Origin of the sequence: Legionella oakridgensis ATCC 33761 = DSM 21215 (assembly GCF_000512355.1) — a bacterium.
GTDB classification, from domain to species: Bacteria; Pseudomonadota; Gammaproteobacteria; order Legionellales; family Legionellaceae; genus Legionella_A; species Legionella_A oakridgensis.
The window spans coordinates 2,617,920-2,644,164 of the sequence record NZ_CP004006.1 but is presented as its reverse complement, the minus strand read 5'-3'; the positions used below and the strand labels follow the sequence as shown (position 1 = coordinate 2,644,164).

The window sequence follows — 26,245 nt, the reverse complement described above, 5'->3', positions numbered from 1 at the left end:
TAAAATATAGTCGAGATTCACAATGTGTCAAATGACATCAATATGTATAAATAGAGTTCAAAAATTATCTTGTTATGATATCATAGCAAGATGAGAAAATTTGTGAGCCATCATCATGAAATTCACAGAAGGTCAAATGGTCCAAATTAGCAATGCTCTTGAGACCCATATTAGTGCGAATCGCTCTGGTGCGGAAGTCGTATTAACGGTAGGTGAAAGCTTACTGATGCTTATCCGTGCTTGTAAAAAGGCAAGTGTTGACGCTGAGATTATTTCGAAGCTGAAAGTGCTATATCTGGAAGGCATAAAGTCCGAAGATGACAAAGCGTTCATTACAAATATTAAAGAGCTTTTGGCGGATGAAAAACAATTTAGGGTAAGCGCTGATCCAAAGCTAGTTAATGCAGATCCCTCAAGGCGTTATTTTGAAACGCATTTAGCCTATCACATGCTTGCACCAACAGCGGAAGCCTTGGAAACTGAACAATTGCAAGCTTTCACTGGAAAGCTGAAAGATAATCTATCGAGAGTGCTTGCTAATAAACCCAAAGAAAAGGCCGCTGTTGAATTGATTTTAGATGGAAATATGCATCCATCACTTAACAAATATCAACTTGAATATGCAGAAGTTATTTACAAATTAAAAACCCATGATTTTCATGGACTCTCTCCTAAGGCTTGCGACAATTTGTGTGAAATAGCCAAGAGCACCATTCTGGCTACGCTAAATACACAACATGATCATTCTATGCCAGCCGATATTTATGAAGATAGTGTTTTTACTATGGGGATGGATGGTCGTGGCCGAAAAATAAAACGAGAACATGAGCATGTTCTTACTGCTGCAAAGGGCCTTATTCGCTCTACCATACCATTACCGTTTACTGATATTGCGGTAGATGGTGGTATGAAGGAATATGAAGTTCCTCTTTATCAGGATGAAGTGGATGCAGATGGTCAGGTAAAGCGCGTTCCTGTCACAAAAATAGTTAGGGATGCAGAGGGTATTGAAAAAGAAGTTCCTGTTACGGTGACGCATACACGCATGGTGGTGTCGCCATTTCAACGCTCAGCGGATCAAGCTGATTTTATGATTGAAAGTCAGTGGAGCCAACACTTATTTGCCCGACAAACGCATATATATTCTAATGGTATTTCCAGCACTACTTTAGCCATGCTTCGCAATATTTTAATGCAAAAACGCGAGGGGCATCCATTTCATGGTGATTATTTTGAAGATTATATGAAGGCTTTTACCGCGTTGATGATCTACAACAGCGGTGGCCATTCCCTGTTTGAAATTTTTGAAGTATTCAAATTGCCACAATTACGTGAAATCATGGATGCTACTGATTGCAGCGGCCTTCTTGAACGCGACGAGTTAATGCAGCAATGGTTGTTTGAGGATCAGCCTGAATCTTTTGATAAGGCTATGGATGAAACCATTGATTATCTGCACACCTTAGTGAATCGTCGAATATTGAATGCCCAATTACAAAGTTGGATGAGCCATGTGGGTACTCTTAAAAGCATTACAACAGGGGATGTTCGGGATGTCCGGGCAGGACTTGCGATTGAAATAGAAGATTCTTCTCTTGATCTCGAAGCATTAACATTGCACCGTGCCGTATTAACGTTAGATGCGGATGAATTTGCAATAGCAATAGGAGCAACGTTGCTGGCGCATCCTGAGCTTGATTTGAATGCAAAAAATACGAGTGGATATACGGCAATGATGGTTGCGGCTCAAGTAGGAAAACTCGAGCATGTCAAAATATTGGTTGAGTATGGTGCAAAGGTTACAAACAGTTTAAAACAAAAAAATGGTGAGCGTGGGTTAACGGCGTTGGAGCTGGCCATTAAAAGCGAGAAATATCCGGTTGTTGAATATTTGCTTGGATTAAAACGCCCGGACAATGCAAAGCGTCCTGCGCTACCTGTAAAAATGAGTAACTCTGGAAGCTTAAAGGAAAGAGCGCCTGCCTTATATTTTGCCTGTCGCCAGGGAGATATGAGAATTCTCGAGGCGGTCATTAAAAGCGACCCTGCTTTAACACTAATGGATAAAGCACTTGCAATTCTGGAAACGGTACAATTTGAGAATTTGGAGGGTGCGAAAACGCTTATTGACTTATTGACTCCTGCTGAGTTTAGTAAGTTGCAAGAGGAAACTAAACAACAGATATTAGATAAAGCTGCAGAGCGAGGTAACGTGGCATTGATTGATCAATTATTGTTCTGTATGGCGCCGAAGGTTATCGATTATAATTCTATGTTGCAAAATGCTTGTAAGAATAATTACGTACCTATGGTTCGATCATTGTTAAGTTATGCGCGAGATAACGAGGTAGTCTTAATGGAACAGGTATTCAATCATTTGATGATTGCTGCCTTGGCTAACGGTTATTACGATATGGCGGTGCTTGCCATTGCCTATGGGGCAAATCCTGAGGAAATTAGTTCTAGCGGTGAATATCTGAAAGGATTTACGCAATATCTGCGTACGACACCTCCTGAGCATTTTAATGCCTTTTTCTCAGATAGAGACAGAGAGATGATAGAGCAGCGGGCTCAAGATATACAAAAAGCTCATGTTAACCGTACGAGTGGGATATGGAATGCTTTTATCAGTCTGTTGGTTGAATTTTTAAGCAAACTTCCTTTCGTCAATTTAGGGGGCTATTATCAAAAAACAGAAGTAATAGCCCGTATTGCCTATCAAGTAGTCACCAATGAGGCGCCTAAAAAAGATTATGAAATAGGTTATGGCTCTGCGCCTGTAGGTCTTGAAAGAGAATCAGAACATCTGGTAAGGAGTGGCGAAAATTACAATGGTAATGATGCTGCAAGGATGTCAGCATCGGAGTTTGGTCCTGGTCGTGTGAGTCGTCTTAGTATGTTTGGTCTTATCAGAAAGCCAAAACTCTTTTCCTATGAGTTTGAAGAAAGAGGCGAAAACTCTCCTGGAATTACTCCTGAGGTTGAAGAAGGATACGAAGAGGCTCCTAGAGTTACTCCTTAATTTTATTAAAACCTAGACTAGAAGCCAATGTAGCCTGGGTGAAACGAAAGTGGAATCTGGGTTTCGATCCTTTGAACCTGCACCCAGGCTACGCTTGCTTTATGTCTTTCTAACCCTCAGCTCCTGACATCATTGCGGTGTTGTTCTCCCTGTTTAATCGTTGTATTTATACACAACAAGCACTATTATAAAACAATAAATGCTATTATTATTCATGATGGTGATTATGATGAGCAATCCAAAACCTATGGCATCGGTGGTTGTGTGTTCTGGGGGGGATTTTGAATTATCGGATCTGGCTATGAAGGTTCTGCATAACTTGGGTTTTCCCGGGCGTTATCTAACACTTATGGGGGATGAATTAGCTCCTGGTGGGACAAATATTAACAGAAGCCATCCTGTTTTGCTTGCGATTGTGCAGGCGCTTGGACCGGATGCAGTCAAAGGTGATGCGCATTTAGACATCGTTTCTATTCCTACAGATAGTGGTTCTTATTGGTTAGTGCAGAATCGGGATGGGCCAACACACGAAAGTGTTTTTAGCCAAGCTCCTAGACGAGAGGAAATGGATATTGAGTTTACGGGATCAGAAAGAGAGGTTTCTCCAGTTCCTTTGGTGGACCCAGAACCTTTTTCATCACGTGTGCCAATGATAAAGCAAGCTGCGTTAGCAGCAAAATTCAAAGATATCTTAGCGACTGGTAGAGTATCGGAACTTGAACCGAGCTTTCTCAACAAACCAGGATCTCCTTAGGGTTTGTTAATAGCCCTTATTCAGCCTGTTCTGCGGCTTGTCCAGACTCTATGGCTCTCGTGGACAAGCTGCGTGGCGTAGGGTTTAAGATGAGTTGTCAACACGAGTGAACTCATGGAGATTGTTCTAAAACTGATTTTTATAGTAATTTATTTCTTAAAATCAACGAGAGCTGGCTCTACACCAATTAAGGAGGCACTTTAATCAAATTAGTCTAGACGTAACTCCCCACGTCATCCCGAGTGCAGCGAGGGATCTCCCTGCAATGGCACAATTTTTAAAGTAGCGATGGATACAAATCGTTCCATTCAGGATTCAATGCATTAATCAAATCCTGCTTCTTTTTTCGAGACCACCCTTTGATTTGTTTTTCTCGCTCAATAGCCATGACGATGCCTGAACAAACTTCAAAATAAACCAGTCGATCCACATTGTATTTTTGGGTAAATCCAGCCACCAGTTTATTTTTGTGTTCATAAACACGGCGTATCAAATCATGGGTAACACCGGTATACAAAACATTATTGTGTTTATTGGTCAGAAGGTAAACGTAAGACTCCGTATGCATATACTATTCCTTGCTCTGTTGGACTGTATTGTTATCTCAGATTCCTGATAACACAGGGATAGTACCAGAAAATATAGATTGGATGGAACTGATAATGCTTAATCCTTGTTTACGGATCGTACTGATAAATCCTCGGATACGAGCAAATTGTTCAGCGCCTTGAGCGGTCCGAAAACCACCAGATATTTTTTGTTTGCATTTCATCATTCGTAAATCACGCTCAGCATCATTATTGGTAAATGGAACTGCCAGATCATGAAGAAACCGTAAAACGTCTTGTTTGTAATGAAATAAACGCCACAAGAGGTTGTGACCTGTCCGTCGAGGTTGTCGACCCTGTTTGCCTTTGCATGGCAATGGCGGCAGCGTTTCATGATACGCCAGCCATCTCGAATAATCTTCTTGTAGATGTTGGTCAACCGCTTGATGCGAGCAACAGGTATTGCATGATGTGCATTAAAATGACGACAGCGAAGAGCAACACGTAATAGTCGGGTCATAGCCTGTGCCCATGGTTCTTTGTCATGCTCGGTTATTGCTTTTAATTCATGCAAGTGATGCTGGTTGCATAGGGCATGCTCCACACCTCCCAAATTGTAATAACTTTTCCAGTGATCATGAATGACGGTACCTGAAAGGCCATCCAGTAATGATTTTCGTTTTGGAGATATGTGATAATAAGTTGCCGTTTTAGTCGATGCCACATGCAACCATTGTGTTTTTCCGGCCACACGAAACCCTGTTTCATCCAGGTTTTTTACGGCAGCAGTTTTGACTGCAGACAATACCGATTCTTCAAATGATGCCAATGTATCAAAGGCAATCCGGTTATATCCAGTCCGTGTTGCAGTAGCCAGTTGAATTCCGTACAGGTCATAAAACAACTGTTGCAGCCTGTCTTCTGGAATAAAATGCTGATATTGATAATACACGCTCCAACTACGAATAACTTCACCGTATTGGACAGGGGCAAGAACACCTGCAGGAAATGCTGCTGTTATCGTTTTATTACAGCACTCGCAATATTTTACTTCAGCCTGATGTTCCGTGACTTCAATTTTGGGTGGTGGAATATCAAAAACCTGGCGCTTCACAATTCCAATCACCGGCATTGAAACTAATGAACCATAACAATCCGGGCATGTTAGCAATACATGGTTTTTGACAATATCTGGTGATTTAATCTGTTTTAACGTTTCGCCCTTGTGGCCTTTTTGGCCACCACTGTTACGTTTCCCATTTTCACGTAGTGATGTCGTACGGAGTAGTTTGCCTAACCGTCACTTGAGGGGGCTTTGAGCTGTTGCTGCTATTCTTGTTCAGTCGTTTTTCCAGCTCTGCTATTCGTGCAGCTTGCTGTTCTACGATTTTTTCCAGTTCAGCAATCTTTGCCAAAAGCGTTGTGATGATTTGTTCATGGTCTTTCATGCAGCTATTTGATCATAACCGCATAATTTTTCAAGTCTTTTTTACATTAATTTAATACCTGCCAGTTGCTGGAGATCCCTCGCTGCACTCGGGATGACGTGGGGAGTTACGTCTAGACTAAGTCAAGTCGGCTCTACACCAATTAAGGGGGCACTTTAATCAAATTAGTCTAGACTAAGTCCTTGATTTAGCGATCAAAAGGAGATTAAAGTGCCTAAGAACAATCTTATCCTAAATTTACCTGGATTTTCCATATTAAAAGTGAGTGGGTATCAACCCTTATTATTAGATGTAACTTATAACCGATTAGCTCGGTGTAGTCATTGCCAAAGTAAGCAGGTTCGCAAGAAATCATCGTATGTAAGAACAGTACACCATGAGTTAATAGGGCATCGTCGAAGTGTATTGAGGTTTAAAGCGTATAAGCTTTATTGTCATACTTGTTGTCGCTATGGTAATCAACAGTTTCCCGGTATCAATAAACATCAACGTGCTACTTGGCGAGCTCAAGCTGCAGTGTTTCATGAGCATAGCCGCGGGGTATCGCAAAAAGATTTATCAGAGCGTTATAAGAAAGGAAAAGCGACCATAGAGCGCTGGTATCAGCGGCATTATGAAGAGCAACATCGAGAATTAATCAATAAACCATGTCCTGTGGTACTGGGTATTGATGAACATTTTTTCAGTAAGAAAGAAGGGTTTGCAACTACTTTTTGTGACCTAAGAAAACATAAGATATTTGATGTGGTTCGTGGCCGTCGTGAGCAAGAATTAAAAGAATATCTCCAGCAATTACCTGGAAAAGAACGTGTCAAAGTGATTTGTATGGACTTGAGCAGTACATACCGTTCCTTAGTAAAGAAGTACTTTCCTAATGCTATGATAGTGGCTGATAGGTTTCATGTAATCCGTTTAATTCAACATCAGTGTATGATGACCTGTCGAGAACTCTCCACTGAAATTAAAAACAATAGAGGTATCTTAGCCTTATTAAGAACAAGACCTGATAACTTAAGTGATGAGAAGAAAGTCAAAAGAGATGCGTTTTTCACTGAAAATCCTGCAATAGAGGCTATATATCAATTTCAGCAACAACTGCACTCACTATTAATGAAAAGGGCGCTAACACAGCATGAGTGCCGTAAAGTAATACCTACTTTCTTAGAAATGTTGGCTGAGTTAAAGCAAAGTGGTTTTAAAGCATTAGCATCATTAGGTAAAACACTTTGGGCTTGGAAAGATGAAGTGGCCAGAATGTGGCGATTTAGTAAGTCAAATGGAATAACAGAAGGCTTTCATCGCAAAATGAAACTCATTCAGCGAAGAGCTTATGGTTTTAGAAATTTTGAAAATTATAGAGTACGTGTTAAGGTCCTCTGCGGGTGATTAAAGCTGCCCCCTTAAATGGGAAAGAGCCCGGATTTGGGGAAGAGCCAGTCACATGTGGTGTGGCTCCCCGGACAGGACTCGAACCTGTGACCTAATGATTAACAGTCATCCGCTCTACCGACTGAGCTACCGGGGAATGAGGCGGAATCTTAGATCGATTCCGCTGGCGGGTCAATAGATGAAATGAAATTAATTACTGTTCTGAAAATTTTTGCAGGCGATCCATGGCATCACGAAGGGTATCCATACTGGTGGCAAAAGAGATACGGATGCATCCTTCACTGCCAAAAGCAGAGCCAGGAACGAGCGCCACTCCGACGTCTTGCAATAATCTATCCGCAAACTCCAAGTCATTGGCAAAACCGCGACGTTTAATAATTTCCTGAACGTTGGGAAAAATATAAAATGTGCCATCGGCTGGAATTACTTCAACGCCTGCAATGCTGTGCAGCCGTTGAACAACATAATCATGACGTTCATGAAAAGCTTTGACCATTTGTTTCACGGTTTCATAGCCACCGTTTAAAGCAGCGACAGCGGCTTTTTGGGCAATTGAGCAAGGATTGGAGGTGGATTGTGATTGTACGGTTTTCATTGCATCAATCAATTTTGCAGGGCCACCGGCATAACCAATACGCCAGCCAGTCATTGAGTAAGCTTTTGAAACGCCATTAAGGACAATGGTGCGCTCGTATAATTCGGGACAAGCGTCTAAAATATTAACAAAAGGCTGGGACCATAGGATATGTTCATACATGTCATCGGTCGCAATTAAGACTTGCGGATGCCGTTTAAGCACTTCTCCCAATGCCTGTAATTCGGCATAGGAATAAGCTATTCCCGAGGGATTGGAAGGGCTGTTAATGAAAAATAATTTGGTTTTGGGAGTGATGTCTGCATCTAATTGTTCGGCTGTAATTTTATAACGTTGTGCTGAGGAAGCAGAAATAATTACAGGCTTGCCACCTGCCAATAGCACCATGTCCGGATAGGAGACCCAATAAGGCGCTGGAATTAAAACTTCATCACCATCATTAAGAAAGGCTTGGCATAGATTATAAATGCTTTGTTTGCCACCAGTGGAAACAAGAATCTGATTTAATTCGTAATCCAAGCCATTATCATTTTTGAATTTGTTTTTTACCGCCTGTTTTAACTCGGCGATTCCATCTACAGCGGTGTATTTTGTAAAGCCTGCCTCGATGGCAGCAATGGCTGCTTGTTTGATGTGCCCAGGAGTGTCGAAGTCGGGTTCACCAGTACCTAAGCCGATGACGTCAAACCCTTGCGCTTTCATTTGCGTTGCTTTGGCAGCAACCGCCAGCGTTGGCGATGGTTTGACTTGCTGTATTCTATCTGCCAGCACAATATCCATCATTAAACTCCTATGATATAGTTCATATTATGAAGAAAGTATTTAAAATTTACGCAAACTATCGGCCGGCAGGGGATCAGCCTACGGCCATTGCTTCCTTGGTCGACGGTATTGAGTCCGGATTAGCCCGTCAAATCCTTTTAGGTGTAACTGGTTCGGGTAAAACCTATACTATTGCACATGTGATTCAGGCTTTACAAAGACCAACATTAATTATGGCGCCTAATAAAACACTGGCGGCGCAATTATATGGCGAATTTAAAACATTTTTTCCCGAAAATGCAGTGGAATATTTTGTTTCTTACTATGATTATTACCAACCTGAAGCCTATGTTCCTGCCTCGGATACATTCATTGAGAAAGATGCTTCCATTAATGAGCACATTGAACAAATGCGTCTGTCAGCCACCAAGGCACTTATTGAGCGTAAAGATGCCATCATTGTGGCGACGGTTTCCGCTATTTATGGCCTTGGGGATCCGGATTCATACTTGCGTATGGTATTACATCTCTCCCGAAAAGAACAATGCGATCAGCGTAAAATTTTAAGACGGCTTGCAGAAATGCAATACATTCGTAGTCCCCAAACGTTAGAGCGAGGACAGTTTCGGGTGCATGGGGATGTGATCGATGTATTTCCTGCTGACGCCGAAAAAGATGCAGTGCGCATCGAATTGTTTGATGATGAAATCGATAATATTGCGACGTTTGATCCATTAACGGGAGAGATTTTGCAACGCTTACCGCGCGTTACTATTTTTCCTAAAACGCATTATGTTACGCCGCGCGAACGTATTTTACAAACCATTGATTTGGTCAAGGAAGAGCTGCAGCAACGTTTGGCAGAACTAAATGCGCAAAATAAATTGCTGGAAGCACAGCGTTTGGAGCAACGAACCAATTTTGATATCGAAATGATGCTGGAGCTTGGGTATTGTTCTGGCATTGAAAATTATTCTCGTTATTTATCTGGAAGAAATGCAGGCGATCCGCCCCCGACGTTATTTGATTACTTACCAGCAAATTCTTTGCTCGTTCTTGATGAATCTCATGTTACTGTGCCTCAAATTGGAGGCATGTATCGTGGCGATCGTGCACGTAAGGAAACGCTTGTCCATTATGGTTTTAGACTGCCATCCGCTCTGGACAATCGTCCGTTGCGGTTTGAAGAATTTGTGGAACGCTCACCACAAACTATTTATGTTTCGGCAACCCCGGGCCCCTATGAGCAAGAACATTCAGATAATGTGGCAGAACAGGTGGTGCGTCCTACAGGGTTGATTGACCCTCAGGTTGAAGTTCGTCCAATTGTTAATCAAATCGATGATTTATTATCGGAAATTAACCGAGTGGTTGTCGGTGGTGAACGAGTGTTGGTCACGACGCTAACCAAACGAATGGCTGAAGATTTGACAGAATATTTGCGTGAACAGGGGGTTAAGGTAAAGTATTTGCATGCGGATATTGATACGGTTGAACGGGTTGAAATCATTCGCGAGCTTCGTCTTGGTGAGTTTGATGTGTTGGTAGGAATTAATTTGCTGCGGGAAGGGTTGGACATGCCAGAAGTTTCTCTGGTTGCAATTCTTGATGCAGATAAAGAGGGGTTTCTGCGCTCTGACCGCTCCTTAATTCAAACCATTGGTCGTGCAGCACGAAACCTTCATGGCCGAGCCATTCTCTATGCTGATACGATAACTGGCTCCATGAAGCGCGCGCTGGATGAAACCGAGCGCAGACGTAACAAGCAGATGGCGTTTAATTTACAACATGGTATCACCCCAAAAGGAATCCAAAAATCAGTGGCAGATATTATGGAAAGTTCCCATACTCAGGTCCGCAGAAGCGGCATAAGAGAAAACAAGACAAGGTATGAAGCATTGTCTCCCGAGCAGCTGGCTAAACGTCTGGCTTCTTTAGAAAAACAAATGCATGCCCATGCAAAAAATATGGAATTTGAACAGGCCGCAATAATACGAGACGAAATACTGGCACTAAAAGATCAGTTAAAACAGTAACCTCCAATAACATCAATCATTATACGGTAGAGATGGGATGAGACAACCATATGGATATTCGCTAATTGAATTGGTTATTATTATTGCAGTCCTTGGCATTATGTCCATCGCTGTCAGCATGTGCCAACCATCAGGGGTCCAACAAGCTTTTCAGGCGGAAGGATTCGCGCGCGTGTTTTTACAAGATTTACAGCTGACCAAAGTATTGGCCATGAGTCAAAATCAACGTTATCGTCTCGTTGTTGGCACAAATTCTTATCAGATTCAAAATCAAAATGGAACACCTGTTACGCATCCTGGGACAGGAGGAAGCAGTGTTCCATATCCTGCAGGCGTGAGCATCGCTCCATTGACGACGGTCATGTTTGATTCGCTTGGTCAACCTTATAATAATGCCGGGGTGCCGCTGGGGAGCACATTAAGTTTTACCATTACTTCTGGTAGCGAAGCGAGTTCTGTGAGCGTTGTGCCTCAGACGGGATTAATTCAATGACTCTATTAGTTAAAACATTCATTTATCGTTTGTGCCGTGGTATGTTGATGAGAAGACCTCTGGCGCAAAAACCTGCCTTTGCGTATTTAAAGAAACTGCAAGGTTTTACATTCATTGAAATTCTCGTATTTATTGTGGTGATTGGCATCGTGGCTACAGGGACTTTTATTGCATTTAATACAGTTCTTGCCAATAGCAATCAACCAGGCCAAGTATTAAAAGCGGTACAGCTTGCCAATGCACGAATGAATATTATCTTGCAACAACGTTTAGTGAATGGATTTAGTAATATCAGTGATCCCTGTGTTCTAGGTTCTCCTCCTGCCGCTTGTACGATATTGACTACTTTTGCCAGTACACAAGGATTGGCCGTGAGCAGTGCGATTGTGGCTTCCGGCAGCGATGTCAAAACAGCAACCGTTACCGTGACGGGAACAGGCAATGCACAAGTGGTTATGAGGTTTGTTCAATGAACGTAGGTAAAGGGTTTACATTGATTGAGATTCTCCTTGTGATTGTGCTGATTTCAATCGTTGCAGGCATTGCGGGCATGATTCTTCGCGAAGGTTTTCGCAGCTACAGTGCAGGCAAACCGATTATTGCTGTGGCTGGGAAAGCCAATATTGCGGCGGATAATTTAATGCGTGAAATTCAGAGTGCGGAAAGCCTTGAGGTCGTTAGTGGTAGCGGCCTCACGTTTATCAATCAGCAAGGCCAAACGATAGTGGTTGATTTAAATGGAACGACGTTAAGACGCAATGTTAATGGCGGTGGCGCTCAGCCGTTGTGTACAAATGTTTCTTCAGCAAGTTTTGCTTACTTTAATTCAGGTTTTGCTAGCACAGGAACAGCCTCTGCGGTGCGGTTTTTAACATTATCAATGACGGTCATTGAAGGGGATATACCCTATTCTTTAATGGCCAGTACCGTGGTTAGAAAAACATTATGAAACATCAACGCGGCTTTTTAACATTGACGGCGGTGGTTATCATCGTATTGTTTGGTATTTTAAGTGCGACCCTGGTTGCCATGGTGATACGCGCTTCTACGGCAGTAATTTATCTTGATGCAGCCAGCAAAGCGGCCTCATTAGCGGAAAGCGGGCTGGAGCAGGGCCGGCAAAATTTAACTCAGGCAGCCCTTGCTAGCCGCCAAACCTGTGTTGGGTTATCCAGCAGTCTGTCGATGACAACGGGCAGTTTTAGCGTTGGGGCTGCAAACGATGCCGCCAATGCCATTAATCCACGTTATGCGTTTGCAACGTTATCAACGGCTATTGCTTCTGGTTCCACTCCTGCGACCATTTCAGTCAATAACAGCGCGGTGTTTGCTCCCTATGGTCGTGTACTGATTGGCCGTGAGGTATTTGAATATGATCGCATTGCCAATTCAACGACGTTAGCCGGTATTGCTCGTGCCCAGGATGGTAGCATCGCCAGCACTCATGCAAGTGGCACGCTGGTTAGCCAGTATCAATGCACCATGGCTTCAATAGGTCGTTCACCTGCCAGCAATCCTAATGGGGTTCGTCAATATCAGCAAGGGATACAACAACCGGTTGTATTTGCTGCAGGAGGAAATGGCATGATTCTTCGTTGGAATAGCAGCACGGCAGAACTTAGTTGGCAATCACAATCCCCTGGTACATATTTATTTAATGCCATTTCTGCCGTGAATTATCATGAGGGTTGGGCTGTGGCGAATGGAAGTGGCGGCTCACGATTGTCACGGTTGCAGGGGAATAACTGGACGAATATCACGGTCAGTGTATCGCAAGCGCCGGATTTGTTTGGCGTAGATGCGCCCTCTGCCAATGAAGCTTGGGCAGTAGGTGAACGCGGGGCAAGTAATTCATTGACGATTTTGCGTTGGGTTCGCAATGCAAGTAACAGCAGCACCAATTGGTGCCAATTGCCTTGTGGCGGCAAAACGGTCAGTACGACCGGTATTTCCAATCAAAAGCGTTATTTGTTTGCCGTTAAAACATTGGACACCAATGGCGATGGCTATGCTGATATTGGCGCCGCGGTTGGGGGACAAAGCGGTACAGGTTCGGGTAATCGAGGCATTATTTTAATTTATGATGGCACGCAATGGGCAAATTTAGAACTCCCATCGTCTGTTTACCGCATTGGACAACTCTATGGGGTAGACATTATAGGTAATGGCAATAATGCGCCGAAAGAGGCTTATTTTGTTGGCCGGTCGTCGCAAAGCAGTGCACAAGGAAAATTGTTTCGCTTGCGCGATGGCGTATGGTCTGCAGTAATCACGACGACAGCACCGATGAGAAGTGTATCGGCCGTGGATACTAATGGCGATGGTTATGCTGATTTAGGCATTGCCGTTGGAGATAACGGTGTGGCCTATCTTTTTGACGGTAATTTTACCGTCTATGGGCCATTTGTGTTGACTGGCAATGATTTAAAAAGTGCTAAAGTAGCAAGTCCTACTGATATTTGGATGGTTGGTACCAATGGGACCAGGCTTCATTATAATGGCACGGCGGTGGAGTCGGTCACCAGTGGTGTCTCAACAAGCAATGATTTGAATGGTGTCAGTGTTATTTCTTCGCAAAATACACCAGTAAGTTCTTGGTACGATATGATAAATTGACCTGCCACCATTCTGGCGGAGCCTCTTAAAACATGGTGTAATAAGGCACATAAAGTTATTTTTCGCAAGGACACTTGGATGTTGTGGCTCAAATATCATGCAAAGGAATCGCAGTCAATTGCCTGCTGCCTGGGAGAAAAGAGCTACAGCATCGCGGCAGTAAAAGACAATAAAAAGATACTGTTTGCCAACCATCGCGAGTTCCCTAACAAATTGCCTGGTGAAATAACCCAATGTCTTGTCGAGGATGTGAAGCGTTTGCAAGTTGTTGGCGAGCCATGTCGTATTATTTTAGCCCAAGAATTATATCAACTATTGTTGATGGATGCGTTGGATTTGCCAGAAGAGGAATTGGCCAAAGCATTCAGATGGCGCTTGAAGGGGCTGGTTGATTATCCTTTAAATGATATTGCTGTGGATGCTTTTCCTATTCCTTTGCATGGGATGGTTGGACAAAGAAAAAAGTATTTGTTGCTGTTACTCCTTTATCTGGATTGAAAGCTATTGTGTCCATGTTTGAAACCGCTTATTTAGAAGTGAGCAGCATAGGGATTGCGGAACTTGCTTTAAGAAACCTTGTAGCACTGATTGCAACTAAGCCAGATACGCCAGTTATTGTCATTAGTCTTGAAGAGGGAGGATACCAACTCCAGATTTTATATGATAATCATCTATATTTGGTAAGAGAATTAACCGTTAGTAAGGCGAAGAATGAACAAGATCCTGGAGCGCAGGAGTTATTGCTTGAAATCCAGCGTAGCATGGATTATTGCTTAAGTGAGTTAAAACTGCCTGAGCCTAAGCAAATCCTGTTTACCCCCGGTTTTTATGAGTCCAAACCATTGCTGCAATTTTTACAACAGGAATTATCAAAAGAAATACGATTGTTAAATTTAAATGATTATCTGGAGGCGGAACCGTCGCTTGGCTTTAAAGAACAGCAGGCATGCTTTTATAGTTTGGGCGGCGCGATGACCTTGAATCAAGTCGAGCAGCAAGAGCCGGAGCCAGTAATCAATGAAGCAAGAAATTAATTTCCTTAACTCCCTGCCAAAAGAGCCCCGGTATTTACCCGCTGCCTTAATTGGGTGTCTGGTCATTGTCCTTGCTTTTATTTTAACCATCATCTCTTTAAATCAAAGCATTCACCGCTATCAATTATCCCAACAGCTTAAACAGGCTCACAGTAAACATGTTGAAGCAGTAGTAGCCTTCCAAAAAGTCGCCGCTGTTTATCCAATGTTTGCAATGGATAAACCTTTAGTTGAGCAAGTGAGCGCCTATGAGGAAACTTTGCGCAAGAAACAAGAGCGATTTGCGGAGTTGACGCATGCCACTTTGCGTAAACCTTTTTCACATTATTTAAAATTGTTCTCTCTGGCCGTTCCAGAGGAACTTTGGCTATCAGAAATTCATATTGATCAGGATAGCAGTGATATATCCCTCATTGGTTATAGTTTAGACCCTGTTTCTGTGTCTTTATTCATCTATAAATTACAGTTGGCGCCTGTGTTTAAGGATGTTTTTTTGACTTGTTTTATGTAAAAAAATAGAAGATAAAAATTACATTCAATTTGAAATTGCAAATAATACATTAATAAGTCAGGAAGAAACCCAGAAAAAAAAGGAAGCAGGTAAATCTGCGACGGTAAAATCGAAATGAATCGTATTCAGGCATCGGCCTGGGTAAAAACAGAGGCATGCATCAGTGAATGAAAGTCTAATTAAATTACGTTTCACCATTGATCGCTACAGTTTGCGTGAGCGTGTCATGATCCTCTTTGCAGCCTTTGCAGTTCTTTTCTTCCTATGGCTTTTTCTTATGTATTATCCGCAAAAACGCGCCTTGATTAAGACTAATTTAGCCATTCAAAATGAAATGCATCAGGCAGCAGAACTGCTGCAACGAAGCCAAACCATTAAGAGTATGGCCACCGATGATACGGTTGCCAAATTAATGGCTAAATTTGCTCGCCTGCAAGAGGAAATGCGCCAACTTGAAGGCAGAGTTGCGCGCTATGAACAACGATTTATTGGTAAGAAGCAATTAGCGAAATTATTGTATGCCATTATGAAGCAAACAGGAGGAGTTCGTATTGATGATTTTTCAAACACCGAATATCTCCGTGGCGAAGCTGCCCAAAAAATTGATATGGCTTCATTAACGACAACGGTTGCCTCCTCACCAATGAACAAAAAGTCCACGGCAGCGCAATTGCCTGTTGACGCGGTCCACCTGCCCGTCGAGCGCACGCAGTATACGCTGACTTTAAGTGGAGACTATTTTTCCATCATGCATTATCTGCAACGTTTGGAGCAATTACAGTGGCAGCTTTATTGGGATAAACTTGATTACACGGTAGTGAGTTACCCATTGGCGAAAGCGACGGTCCAATTTTACACCTTAAGATCGGGTGAGCGTGAACGAAAAAATGAAACAGGAGCCGTTAAATGAAACTGCCTGTTTTGTTTAAATTTTGCTTAACAATAATAATTATTTTATTATCGTGGGAGGTATTGGCGCAGGTAGCAAAGGAACGCGATCCTACCAGACCTGCGGTGCAGATAGGCAGTATAAAAGATACAAGCGTAGAAAGGTATCAACTCCAGTCCATTATCATTGGAAGATCACGCCGACTCGCTTTAATTAATGACCAATTTGTCAGTATTGGAGATTCAATTGGTAGTGCCGTGGTAATAGCAATTGATAGAAATTCGGTTGTTTTATCTGAATCTGGTCGCAAGCTGAAGATTGACTTGTTTGATAGCGGTATTAGGAAGTAATGCATGAAAAAAGGTCTATTCGTTTTTTCCTTGCTTTGGCTGCTTGCTCAACACATCAAGCGACGCAAGGCACTGCCATAGATGACATGAACGTTGCTTTGCATCAAGGGATAGCTGGCAATGAAGCGTTTTATAAATCTGAGAAAAATCGTCCCCCCGATAGAATTACAAAAGCATTGGTTCCCGGCATAAAAATTCGCGCACCGCAAAAAAATCATGTGCAACGACGATTTGATATTTCAGTCAAAAATGTGCCTGCTCGTACTTTTTTTACTGGTTTGGTCACCGGTACGCCGTTAAGTATTGCCGTTAGTCCTGAAATTCAAGGAGAAATCACCTTGAATTTAAAACAAGTTACTGTGGAACAAGTATTGCAAACGGTAGAGGATGTATATGGGTATGCTTATAACCCCATTCCCGGGGGATATGAAATTTTGCCCAATAGCTTAAAGACGGAAATTTATGCCGTTAATTACCTGGAGCTCGAACGTAAAGGCCGTTCTAATATGCGTCTTAATTCAGGCGAAGTAACTCAGATTGCGGGGACACGCAATACCAACACACTTTTGGCGTCTTCAACGACAACGGCAACTAATCCTACCAATATTGAAAGTACGATTGGCGACGTTGAAACCAAAAGCACGATAGATTTTTGGAAGCAAATGCAAGCCACCTTGCAAAGCATCATTGGGACGGAAGATGGTCGGTCAGTGACGGTTAATCCTCTCGCTGGAGTGGTTGTGGTGCGCGCCAAACCAAGAGAACATAAACAGGTGGAAGCGTATCTCGATCTCGTGCAAAACAGCATGGATCGTCAGGTTATATTGGAAGCAAAAATCCTTGAAGTGACTTTAAATGATCAATATCAAATGGGCATTGACTGGAAAATTTTTGGTGCGCGCCTGAACGCATTAAGCGATTTTGTTGGCACAGGTGTTGATATTAACCAGGATGAATTTCCCGATGCTTTTAAAATTGATATTAAATGGAATCAAAGCTTTCAAACAACGATTCAGGCTTTAGAAACACAGGGTAATGTGCAAGTGCTTTCTAGCCCACGTGTTGCGACCATGAATAATCAAATGTCGGCTATTAAAGTTGGCAGTGATGAATTTTTTGTGACCAATGTCAATACAACCCAGAACTTCGCAACCGCTGGCGGGGTTACAAATCCTACACAAAATGTTGATTTAACTCCCTTCTTTTCGGGAATTACATTGGATGTTACGCCGCAAATTGATGCTAACAATAATGTGACGCTGCATATTCATCCTTCGGTTAGTCTTGTCCGCGATCAACGTAAACGCATTGATTTAGGAGCGCAAGGCGGTGTTTTGGAATTGCCTTTAGCTTTTAGCACCATTCGCGAATCCGATACTATTGTTCATGCTAAAAATGGGCAGGTGGTGGTTATTGGTGGTTTGATGCAGAATCAAACAGAAGAAGACATCGCTCAAATGCCATTTTTTGGCAATATTCCTTTTCTTGGTACGCTCTTTCGGGCAACCAAGCAAAACTCAAGGAAAAGTGAATTGGTGATTCTTCTAAGGCCGATTGTCATGAATCCAAAAAACATCAATCGTGATTTAATTGAATCGACACAACAGTTTGCCCGTATTAAACGTGGTTATCATTTTGGCAGCAGGCCTGATATTTTTGGTACAGAAGGGGAAGAGCCAGTCAGTGTTGGACCAAAAGCAGGCGTCTATACGCCATCACAATGCAGGGGGGGAAGATGTACCTAGAACATTTTAAATTAAACCGGCAGCCGTTTTCATTAACGCCTAATACAGAATTTTATTGTGAATTGCCCACCCATCAAGAGGCTTTAAATGTTTTACTGTTGAGTCTGCAGCAAGGAGAAGGTTTTATAAAAATTCTTGGCGAAGTGGGTACAGGAAAAACTTTATTATGCAGATTATTGCTCAATACATTGGATGACAGTTTTGTGACGGCTTATATTCCCAATCCTGATCAAAGTGCGGATAGTCTTCGCCTGTCTTTAGCCAGTGAATTAGGGCTGCATCCTGAAAAAGACATGCCGCAACAGAAATTGTTGGAAGCCATTAACATGCGCTTGCTGGAATTACATAGAGCCGGCAAAAAAACAATATTAATCATTGATGAAGCGCAAGCCTTACCCGAGATATGCCTTGAGGCTATTCGTTTACTCACGAATCTGGAAACGGAAGAAAAAAATTAATGCAGGTTGTTTTATTTGGGCAGCCAGAACTTGACAGTAAGCTGAATCAGCCATCATTGCGCCAATTAAAGCAGCGTATTACGTTTTCATACACTTTAAAGCCTTTGGCGAAACATGAGGTGGATCTTTATTTATACCATCGTCTGGCTAAAGCTGGATATACCTATGGTTCCATGTTTTCAGCGGCGGCAAAGAAGCACTTGTATTATGCCAGTGGGGGGTTGCCACGTATATTGAATGTGCTTTGCCATAAAGCATTGCTGGTTTCTTACGGAAAAGGAGCTCGTATGGTGGATGCTTCTGCCGTCAAGCGTGCCATTGCAGATACAGAGTGCGCACAAGCCGCTAGGATTCGCCTGCGCTCTAATATGAGGTTTGCACTGATAAGTGGATTCGCTCTGGTGGTTGTGTTAGCGGTTTATTGGAAATTGGGGTTATTTTCATGAGTTTATTAAATGAGATGCTGAACGATCTCAACGAAAATAAATTACGCAGGGAAGCTGCGCCATTATTCATACCGCCACAAAAACAATCGTTTTTACGGAAATTACCTGAGTTTGTTCCATGGTTTTTGGGTGTTTTTATCGTAAGTGTCATTGTCTTATTGATCTTAAAAAGTAAGAAATTTAGCTTAGATGAATTGCCTTCAACATCTCAGACAGTTCCTGGACAAAAAGTGACAGAACCGGTGATGAAGGCACAGCATGCAGAAAAACCATTGCCGAAGCCGCTCGCTGATCTTCCTGAACAAAAACAAACATTCGTGCCTTTAGCGGATGAAACCATGCATTCTTCTCTGCCGGTTATTCCTGCTTTGCAAGAATCAATGTCATCAGGCATAGAAGATACGGATGAAGAGCCCGCTGCAATTGCAGCAGTTAATAGAACCTATAATAATTTGACTGCCAGAGAATGGCATGACGTACAGTTGAATGACGCCTTGCAAGCGATACAGGAAGGTAATGATCCGCGGGCGACTCGTTTGTTAGAATTGATTTTATCGAAATTCCCTAATTCTACGGAAGCGCGCGAAAGTCTTGCTGCCATTTATCTTTCACATGCGCAGCATAATAAAGCCATCCAGATTTTAGATGAAGGTCTTGAATATGAGCCTGATTCCTTGGTACTAACGATGATGAAAGCCCATTTGCTGTTTGATCAGGATGAAGCGACTCAAGCATTAAGATTGCTTGAGCGATTTAATCCTGATATTCGGGCTGAACCAGATTTTTATGGTCTATTAGCAGCGGTTATGCAGGCTTTGGGCAAGATGGATGAAGCGGGAAGTCTGTACAAATCGTTAATTGCCATAGAACCATCTAATGGTCAATATTGGTTAGGATATGGGATTGCATTGGAGCATAAACAAGCTTATCAACAGGCGGCTATTGCTTACAGGCGTGCCAGCCAAAGCTATGATATTGAACCATCCGTTCGCGCTTACGCAGAAAACCGTTTAAAACACTTGCAAGGATAGGCATGAAGCGTATACGACTGGGAGAGTTACTGCTTAAAGAAAATCTGGTAACCCAAGCAACATTGGATAAAGCCAGTGAATTGCAAAAACAAACCGGTAATAAATTTGGCCGCATTTTAATTGAAATGGGCGTTGTTAAAGAAGAAGAACTCTTAAAATTATTGGCCCGGCAATTAGATATTCCTTATATTGATCTCAATTTTTATGAAATTAATTCGTCGTTGGCCACGTTATTGCCTGAAACATATGCCAGACGCTATCGCGCTCTTGTCTTAGAACGTATCAATAAAGAATTATTGGTTGGCATGGCTGATCCGTTGGATATTAATGCCTTTGATGCTGTATCCAAAATCTTGAAACAACCCATCAAGATGGCAGTCATTAGTGAATCCGCCTTATTAGCGGCGATTGACCGTATTTACCGGCGTACCCAAGAAATTAGCCATTTTGCCGAAGAACTTTCAGGAGAGATGGTTGAGGAGCGGACGGAGAAGGAAGACGAGCTTTTTGATGAAACGATTGAAAGCGAAGAGCAAGCGCCTGTAGTCAAACTATTAAATTCATTGTTTAGAGACGCAGTACAGGCACGAGCATCGGACATTCATATTGAGCCTGATGAAAAATCATTGCGAATTCGTTTACGTATTGATGGTGTTTTAAACGAGAGTATTCTGGAAAATAAACGGATTTTGAACGCGTTGATTCAACGGCTTAAATTACGTGCCCATTTGGATATTTCAGAGAAGCGTATTCCTCAGGATGGTCGTTTTAATTTTACTATTAAAGGACGCTCTTTTGACGTCAGGGTTTCAACCATGCCGACTTCTTATGGTGAATCGGTGGTCATGCGTTTATTGGATCAATCAACACCAGTGAGTGATTTAAGCGATCTGGGAATTTCTGCAGATATGGTCAAACGACTTGAGGCGATTTATAAAAGGCCGTATGGGATGTTGTTGGTTACAGGCCCTACGGGTAGCGGTAAAACCACGACGCTTTATAGTATTTTATCCAGATTAAATACTCCCGATCGTAAAATCTTAACCGTTGAGGATCCGGTGGAATATCGAATAAGCCGCGTTTGTCAGGTGCAAGTGAATCCAAAAATTGACCTGACATTTGCTCGTGTGTTGCGTTCTATCTTACGACAAGATCCTGATATTATCATGGTGGGAGAAATCAGGGATAGCGAAACAGCGCGTATTGCCATGCGTGCGGCGATTACTGGTCATTTTGTATTAGCCACCCTCCATACTAATGATGCCATAAGTTCTGCCATGCGGTTAATTGATATGGGGGCGGAAGGCTACATGGTTGCGGCTGCTGTAAAAGCAATTATTGGGCAACGCTTGGTAAGAACGATTTGTCAGGCCTGCATCAAGGATCATAAGGCGGATGCGGCTGAGAAAATTTGGCTGGAGTCGATGGGGGTTGATGCTTCATTAGTCTTTAAAATAGGCGAAGGTTGCACCCATTGTAATTATCGTGGATACGTTGGTCGAATTGGTGTCTATGAGCTTCTTGAAATGAATATGGAGATGTTGAATGCCCTGCGGTTGAATAATGCTGCAGCATTTACAAAAGCTGCTTTGGCATGCCAATCTTATGAGCCGTTATCTCGCCAAGTTACTGCATTGATTAAAAGTGGGGAGACAACCATCCATGAAGGCATGCGAGTCATTGGTCAATTGGACGAAGAATTTAAATACCGCGAAATAGATTTGGATAAGGAAGCATTGCAAGGAGCTGGCTTAAACTAGGAAAGGTTATTTTCCTGATAATCGTTTTTTCTTGCGTTTAAAAAATAGTGGCTCTTGATTTTTAAATCAGATGTTTTGTGCAGTAACTCTATTCACCCTGCCTGGACAAGGCAGGGTGGAATTTATAACCAATAGACAAAGATAAACAAGAATAACCAGACGACGTCAACAAAGTGCCAATACCAAGCAGCTGCTTCAAAGGCAAAGTGTCTCTCTGGCGTAAAATGGCCACGCAGTGAGCGCAAAAGAATAACAATAAGAATGATGGTTCCAATGGTGACATGCAGACCATGAAAACCAGTCAGCATAAAAAAGGTTGTCCCGTAAATACCCGCGTCCAAGGTTAAATTCATTTCAGTATAGGCTTCATAATATTCATGGCCTTGTAAAAATAAAAAGAGTATCCCAAGGGCTATGGTGCATATTAAGCCGATGTCTAGCTGACGGCGCTTATTGAGTTTTAATGCCCAATGAGCCCAAGTGACCGTTACTCCAGAAGATAACAGGATTAAGGTATTAATTGCTGCAAGTCCCCACGCGCCCATCCCTTCGTGGGCCCCAACAAAAATCTGATTGTTTGGATTGTCTAATAATGGCCAGGTGGCTTTAAAATCAGGCCATAAGGTAAAATGAGTGATGGGATGTACTTCTCCTCCAAGCAGTGGTACGCTCCAATAGCGTGAAAAAAATAAAGCGCCAAAAAATGCACCAAAGAAGCAAACTTCAGAGAAAATAAACCAGCACATTCCCCATCGGAACGAGCGGTCAACTTGCAAATCATAAAGGCCTTTTTCATTTTCATAGATAACTTGGCCAAACCAGCCAAACATCATAAAAAATAATATGAATAGCCCAAGAAAAAATATATAGGGCCCATACCAGTCGGCGTGCAGCCAAGAGCCAGCGCCTACCAACGTAGTAGTAAGGCCAATTGAACCGACTAAAGGCCAATGGCTGGGCTTGGGGACATAATAGGTGCCGTGGTCTCCCATAGTATTTAATTCTCCTGTTTTTTAAATTTTGGTTAAAAATTTATCTATTGCTCACATCAAATAAAGTATAAGCCAAAGTAATTGTTTTAACGTTAGCTGGCAACTCAGTATCAATATGAAATAACAATGGCATATCCATTGCTTCATGACCATTCAGTGTTTGCTGGGTAAAACAAAACACTCCGTCTTTTTTAAATATTTAGCGGCAATGCCTGGTGTCACGCTTGGAATCGCTTGCACTGTCATCGTATGGTTTGTTTTATTTTCTGCGTAAAATGACAATTTGGCAATTTCGCCAGGATGAACACGTAATTTGTGTGTTTTAGGATAAAAAGCCCAAGGTACGCCACTGTTATTTGTCGCTACAAATTCCACTAAAACATCCCTGTCTTTAGCAATTTGCGTGTTTTTATCATAGGCTGCGATTTCTGTGCTTACTTTGCCGTTAATGTTTAATGCCTTACATAAACTATTGTAAATGGGCACCAATGCAAATCCAAACCCGAACATTCCTATAACAACAGCCGTTAAAATAATTAAAAGCTTGGTATGACTTTTTGCTGCCATTCATCATTCTCAATGAATTTCAGGTGGCGTAGTAAAGCTATGGTATGGGGGAGGTGATGACAGTGTCCACTCCAAACCATGAGCGCCTTCCCAAACTTGCGCATCTACTTTTTTACCATGACCTTTTACAGTTCGAATGACATTGTATAAGAACAATAATTGGGAAAATCCAAATATGAATGCGCCAATGGAAGCAATCATATTAAAATTGGTAAATTGTAAAGCGTAGTCAGGAATACGTCGTGGCATGCCAGCCAGCCCTAGAAAATGCATTGGGAAAAAGAGAATATTTACGGAAATAACGGATAACCAGAAATGCCACTTTCCAAGCCGTTCATTGTACATATGCCCCGTCCATTTTGGCAGCCAGTAATAAATAGCTGACATCAAGGCGAAGATAACGCCAGGGACAAGCACATAATGAAAATGTCCAACAACGAAATAACTATCCTGATATTGATAATCGGCTGGAACTAAAGAAAGCATCAAACCGGTAAAACCGCCAATGGTGAATAGAAAAACAAATGCCACGGCAAAAAGCATCGGTGTTTCAAAGGTCATGGACCCTTTAAACATCGTTCCTACCCAGTTGAATACCTTAATGCCCGTCGGTACGGCAATCAGCATGGTGGCATACATGAAAAATAACTCGGCACCTAATGGGATGCCAGTGGTAAACATATGATGTGCCCATACAAGAAAGGATAAAAGAGCAATGCTGACGGTCGCGTATACCATGAAATGGTATCCAAACAGTGGTTTACGACTGAACGTGGGAATAACTTCTGATATCACGCCAAATGCTGGCAACACAAGAACATAGACTTCGGGATGGCCAAAGAACCAAAATACATGCTGAAAAAGTATTGGATCGCCACCGCCAGCCGCTTCAAAAAAGCTGGTGCCAAAGTGACGATCGGCAAGCATCATGGTTACGGCTCCAGCCAGAACGGGCATAATAGCAATTAATAAAAATGCAGTGATTAGCCAGGTCCAGACAAACATTGGAAGTCGCATCATGGTCATACCAGGTGCGCGCAAGTTCAGTATGGTCGCAATGATGTTAATAGAGCCCATGATGGATGATAATCCCATCATATGCACGGAAAATATCATAAAGTCTGTGCTTGGAGGAGCATAGCGTGTGGATAATGGCGCATACATGGTCCAGCCGAAGTTGGGGCCGCCACCATTATGAAACAGCGTTGAACCCAGAAGTGCAAACGCAAAAGGAAGAATCCAGAAACTCCAGTTATTTAATCGGGGCAACGCCATATCGGGAGCGCCAATCATCATTGGAATCTGCCAGTTGGCCAGACCAGTAAAAGCCGGCATCACGACACCAAAAAGCATGATTAAACCATGCAAGGTCGTCATCTGATTAAAAAAATTAGGGTCAACAAAAAGATGGCCGGGTCTGAATAATTCAGCGCGAATAAGCAGCGCCATACCACCGCCAACAAAAAAACTGATGAAGGCCAGCCATAAGTACAAAGTACCTATATCTTTATGGTTGGTGGTAAATAACCACCGCCTAATAAAGCCAAAGACACCTTTGCCTTGTTCGGGGCCGTGATGTTCAGTGTGTTCGATCTCATGTAGGAATACTTGGCTCATCGAAAACCTCCAGCTTGAGCTTTTTTCACCATGTTGGGTTGTTGATTATCACCTTGCCGTACTTGAGCAACATCGGCCGGTTGAACTTCGTCGTCTGTGTTATTACCCCAGGCATTGCGTTCATAGGTAACAATCGCCGCAATTTCTTCATCCGTAAATTGATCTTTATACGGTTGCATGGCAGTTCCTGAAACACCGTTCAATACGATGCCAATATGTCTTGATATGGGTTTGCCCACAGCAACCGAGCTGCCTTTAAGGGGCGGGAACATGGGCGATAATCCTGTGCCATCTGCCTTATGACAGGCGGCACAAATCAAGTCGTATTTTTCTTTACCTAACTTCATTAACTCGGCTCGAGTCAATACTTTTTGTTCAGCGGGCTTATCTTCGGTAGTGGCGTATTCATCGGCAATTTTTGTCTGATTTGCTACCCATTGATTAAATTCTTCCTCATTAACGGCTTGTACGACAATCGGCATAAACCCATGATTGATACCACATAATTCAGCACATTGCCCTCGATAAACACCGGGTTTTTCAATACGGGCCCAAGCTTCATGCATGAAGCCCGGAATGGCATCACGTTTTACCCCAAGCTCGGGCACCCACCAGGAATGCACGACGTCATTGGACGTGACTAAAAAGCGGATCTTTTTATTGATGGGTACAACCACAGGTTTGTCAACCTCCAATAAATACCACTCTCCTTTCGGCTCTTTATTTTCAATTTGAGCATAAGGTGTTGAAAGATTACTAAAATAACTAATGCCTTGATCCAAATATTGATATTGCCATTTCCATTGATGACCAACAACTTTGATGGTTACATCCGATTCAGTGCTGTTTTCCAGGCGTATTAAAACCTTGGTTGCTGGAATGGCAAGCCCTACTAAGATTAAGAATGGAATAATAGTCCAGACAATTTCCACTCGTGTATTATCGTGAAATCTGGCAGGTTCATGCCCTTTTGATTTGCGGTGATGAATTAAAGCGTAAAACATCACGCCGAAAACAACGATGCCAATGATGGCACAAATGACAATGGCCACCATATGTAAATCGTACATATCGTGACTTAAGGGAGTAACCCCTTTATACATATTCATCTGCCAATTATCCGCAGCGGCTAATGCCGATTGCGTCACCATTGAGGCACAAAGCATAAGCACTGTTTTGCAG

Annotated in this window: 25 protein-coding genes, 1 tRNA gene and 3 pseudogenes; 18 read left to right on the top strand and 11 right to left on the bottom strand. The window is 42.5% G+C overall.

Going from position 1 to position 26,245, the window contains the following annotated elements; genetic code table 11:
• Window positions 1-115 precede the first annotated feature (115 nt).
• Together LOA_RS12840 and LOA_RS12835 are read left to right on the top strand one after the other, a co-directional pair.
• Window positions 116-3,022, top strand: a complete 2,907-nt coding sequence (locus LOA_RS12840; protein WP_025386685.1) for an ankyrin repeat domain-containing protein — start codon at window positions 116-118, stop codon at window positions 3,020-3,022.
• Window positions 3,023-3,248: 226 nt separating this feature from the next.
• Window positions 3,249-3,776: a hypothetical protein gene (locus LOA_RS12835; RefSeq protein WP_025386684.1), complete on the top strand. Its 528-nt coding sequence runs from the start codon at window positions 3,249-3,251 to the stop codon at window positions 3,774-3,776.
• 277 nt (window positions 3,777-4,053) lie between these two features.
• Here the strand turns inward: LOA_RS12835 and LOA_RS12830 are convergent, their stop codons facing one another.
• The 5 genes and pseudogenes from LOA_RS12830 to LOA_RS12825 form a co-directional block, all read right to left on the bottom strand.
• The gene (locus LOA_RS12830) at window positions 4,054-4,344 is read right to left on the bottom strand and encodes a GIY-YIG nuclease family protein (RefSeq protein WP_025386683.1); all 291 of its coding nucleotides are present in this window, start codon (window positions 4,342-4,344) and stop codon (window positions 4,054-4,056) included.
• A 36-nt stretch (window positions 4,345-4,380) separates the two neighbouring features.
• Window positions 4,381-4,551, bottom strand: a complete 171-nt coding sequence (locus tag LOA_RS14770; RefSeq protein ID WP_158423060.1) for a hypothetical protein — start codon at window positions 4,549-4,551, stop codon at window positions 4,381-4,383.
• 3 nt (window positions 4,552-4,554) lie between these two features.
• Window positions 4,555-4,701, bottom strand: a pseudogene (locus tag LOA_RS16325) (hypothetical protein); the annotation flags it as partial.
• Window positions 4,692-5,549: pseudogene (locus tag LOA_RS13955) on the bottom strand (IS66 family transposase); the annotation flags it as partial. The pseudogenes LOA_RS13955 and LOA_RS16325, both read right to left, overlap by 10 nt.
• Before the next feature lie 37 nt (window positions 5,550-5,586).
• Window positions 5,587-5,772 (bottom strand): DUF6444 domain-containing protein, encoded by a 186-nt coding sequence (locus LOA_RS12825; protein ID WP_052335959.1) that lies wholly within the window; start codon window positions 5,770-5,772, stop codon window positions 5,587-5,589.
• Window positions 5,773-5,982: 210 nt separating this feature from the next.
• Between LOA_RS12825 and LOA_RS12820 the strand changes: the two genes are divergently transcribed.
• Entirely contained in the window at window positions 5,983-7,158 is a 1,176-nt protein-coding gene (locus tag LOA_RS12820; protein WP_025384767.1) for an ISL3 family transposase, read from the top strand.
• 63 nt (window positions 7,159-7,221) lie between these two features.
• Here the strand turns inward: LOA_RS12820 and LOA_RS12815 are convergent.
• Window positions 7,222-7,297: transfer RNA gene (locus LOA_RS12815), tRNA-Asn, on the bottom strand.
• Window positions 7,298-7,354: 57 nt separating this feature from the next.
• The gene (locus LOA_RS12810; protein WP_025386682.1) at window positions 7,355-8,536 is read right to left on the bottom strand and encodes a pyridoxal phosphate-dependent aminotransferase; all 1,182 of its coding nucleotides are present in this window, start codon (window positions 8,534-8,536) and stop codon (window positions 7,355-7,357) included.
• Window positions 8,537-8,565: 29 nt separating this feature from the next.
• On the opposite strand from LOA_RS12810, the gene uvrB reads away from it, so the two are divergent.
• The 15 genes from uvrB (at window position 8,566) to LOA_RS12740 (ending at window position 21,887) form a co-directional block, all read left to right on the top strand.
• Window positions 8,566-10,554: an excinuclease ABC subunit UvrB gene (uvrB, locus tag LOA_RS12805; protein WP_025386681.1), complete on the top strand. Its 1,989-nt coding sequence runs from the start codon at window positions 8,566-8,568 to the stop codon at window positions 10,552-10,554.
• Between the two features lie 37 nt (window positions 10,555-10,591).
• The gene (locus LOA_RS12800; protein ID WP_025386680.1) at window positions 10,592-11,047 is read left to right on the top strand and encodes a pilus assembly FimT family protein; all 456 of its coding nucleotides are present in this window, start codon (window positions 10,592-10,594) and stop codon (window positions 11,045-11,047) included.
• Window positions 11,044-11,520 carry a type II secretion system protein gene (locus tag LOA_RS12795; RefSeq protein WP_025386679.1) on the top strand — a complete coding sequence of 159 codons (477 nt, stop codon included), beginning with the start codon at window positions 11,044-11,046 and terminating at the stop codon, window positions 11,518-11,520. Before LOA_RS12800 ends, LOA_RS12795 begins: the two co-directional genes overlap by 4 nt.
• The gene (locus LOA_RS14970; RefSeq protein ID WP_025386678.1) at window positions 11,517-11,996 is read left to right on the top strand and encodes a competence type IV pilus minor pilin ComGF; all 480 of its coding nucleotides are present in this window, start codon (window positions 11,517-11,519) and stop codon (window positions 11,994-11,996) included. Before LOA_RS12795 ends, LOA_RS14970 begins: the two co-directional genes overlap by 4 nt.
• On the top strand, window positions 11,993-13,663 hold the full coding sequence (locus tag LOA_RS12785; RefSeq protein ID WP_025386677.1) for a hypothetical protein: 1,671 nt from the start codon (window positions 11,993-11,995) through the stop codon (window positions 13,661-13,663). The genes LOA_RS14970 and LOA_RS12785 overlap by 4 nt, the downstream gene beginning before the upstream one ends.
• Before the next feature lie 78 nt (window positions 13,664-13,741).
• Window positions 13,742-14,161: a hypothetical protein gene (locus tag LOA_RS12780; RefSeq protein ID WP_025386676.1), complete on the top strand. Its 420-nt coding sequence runs from the start codon at window positions 13,742-13,744 to the stop codon at window positions 14,159-14,161.
• Window positions 14,162-14,175: 14 nt separating this feature from the next.
• The gene (locus LOA_RS12775) at window positions 14,176-14,697 is read left to right on the top strand and encodes a type IV pilus biogenesis protein PilM (RefSeq protein ID WP_025386675.1); all 522 of its coding nucleotides are present in this window, start codon (window positions 14,176-14,178) and stop codon (window positions 14,695-14,697) included.
• Window positions 14,681-15,208: a PilN domain-containing protein gene (locus LOA_RS12770; protein WP_025386674.1), complete on the top strand. Its 528-nt coding sequence runs from the start codon at window positions 14,681-14,683 to the stop codon at window positions 15,206-15,208. Before LOA_RS12775 ends, LOA_RS12770 begins: the two co-directional genes overlap by 17 nt.
• A gap of 163 nt (window positions 15,209-15,371) precedes the next feature.
• Window positions 15,372-16,118 (top strand): hypothetical protein, encoded by a 747-nt coding sequence (locus tag LOA_RS13950; RefSeq protein WP_025386673.1) that lies wholly within the window; start codon window positions 15,372-15,374, stop codon window positions 16,116-16,118.
• Window positions 16,115-16,447 carry a hypothetical protein gene (locus tag LOA_RS12760; RefSeq protein WP_025386672.1) on the top strand — a complete coding sequence of 111 codons (333 nt, stop codon included), beginning with the start codon at window positions 16,115-16,117 and terminating at the stop codon, window positions 16,445-16,447. Before LOA_RS13950 ends, LOA_RS12760 begins: the two co-directional genes overlap by 4 nt.
• On the top strand, window positions 16,447-18,192 hold the full coding sequence (gene mshL, locus LOA_RS12755) for a pilus (MSHA type) biogenesis protein MshL (protein WP_025386671.1): 1,746 nt from the start codon (window positions 16,447-16,449) through the stop codon (window positions 18,190-18,192). The genes LOA_RS12760 and mshL overlap by 1 nt, the downstream gene beginning before the upstream one ends.
• Entirely contained in the window at window positions 18,183-18,650 is a 468-nt protein-coding gene (locus LOA_RS14965; protein ID WP_202961887.1) for an ExeA family protein, read from the top strand. The genes mshL and LOA_RS14965 overlap by 10 nt, the downstream gene beginning before the upstream one ends.
• Entirely contained in the window at window positions 18,650-19,096 is a 447-nt protein-coding gene (locus tag LOA_RS14960) for an ExeA family protein (protein WP_202961886.1), read from the top strand. Before LOA_RS14965 ends, LOA_RS14960 begins: the two co-directional genes overlap by 1 nt.
• Complete coding sequence (locus LOA_RS12745) at window positions 19,093-20,127, top strand: tetratricopeptide repeat protein (protein WP_025386670.1); 1,035 nt, start codon at window positions 19,093-19,095, stop codon at window positions 20,125-20,127. Before LOA_RS14960 ends, LOA_RS12745 begins: the two co-directional genes overlap by 4 nt.
• Before the next feature lie 2 nt (window positions 20,128-20,129).
• Complete coding sequence (locus tag LOA_RS12740; protein ID WP_025386669.1) at window positions 20,130-21,887, top strand: GspE/PulE family protein; 1,758 nt, start codon at window positions 20,130-20,132, stop codon at window positions 21,885-21,887.
• 122 nt (window positions 21,888-22,009) lie between these two features.
• On the opposite strand, the gene LOA_RS12735 is transcribed toward LOA_RS12740, so the two are convergent.
• From LOA_RS12735 to coxB, 4 genes and pseudogenes are all read right to left on the bottom strand, one after another.
• Entirely contained in the window at window positions 22,010-22,879 is an 870-nt protein-coding gene (locus tag LOA_RS12735) for a cytochrome c oxidase subunit 3 (protein ID WP_025386668.1), read from the bottom strand.
• A gap of 40 nt (window positions 22,880-22,919) precedes the next feature.
• Window positions 22,920-23,365, bottom strand: a pseudogene (locus LOA_RS12730) (cytochrome c oxidase assembly protein).
• A 90-nt stretch (window positions 23,366-23,455) separates the two neighbouring features.
• Entirely contained in the window at window positions 23,456-25,063 is a 1,608-nt protein-coding gene (gene ctaD / locus LOA_RS12725) for a cytochrome c oxidase subunit I (RefSeq protein ID WP_025386667.1), read from the bottom strand.
• On the bottom strand, window positions 25,060-26,229 hold the full coding sequence (coxB, locus tag LOA_RS12720) for a cytochrome c oxidase subunit II (protein WP_475001226.1): 1,170 nt from the start codon (window positions 26,227-26,229) through the stop codon (window positions 25,060-25,062). The genes ctaD and coxB overlap by 4 nt, the downstream gene beginning before the upstream one ends.
• Window positions 26,230-26,245: the final 16 nt, after the last annotated feature.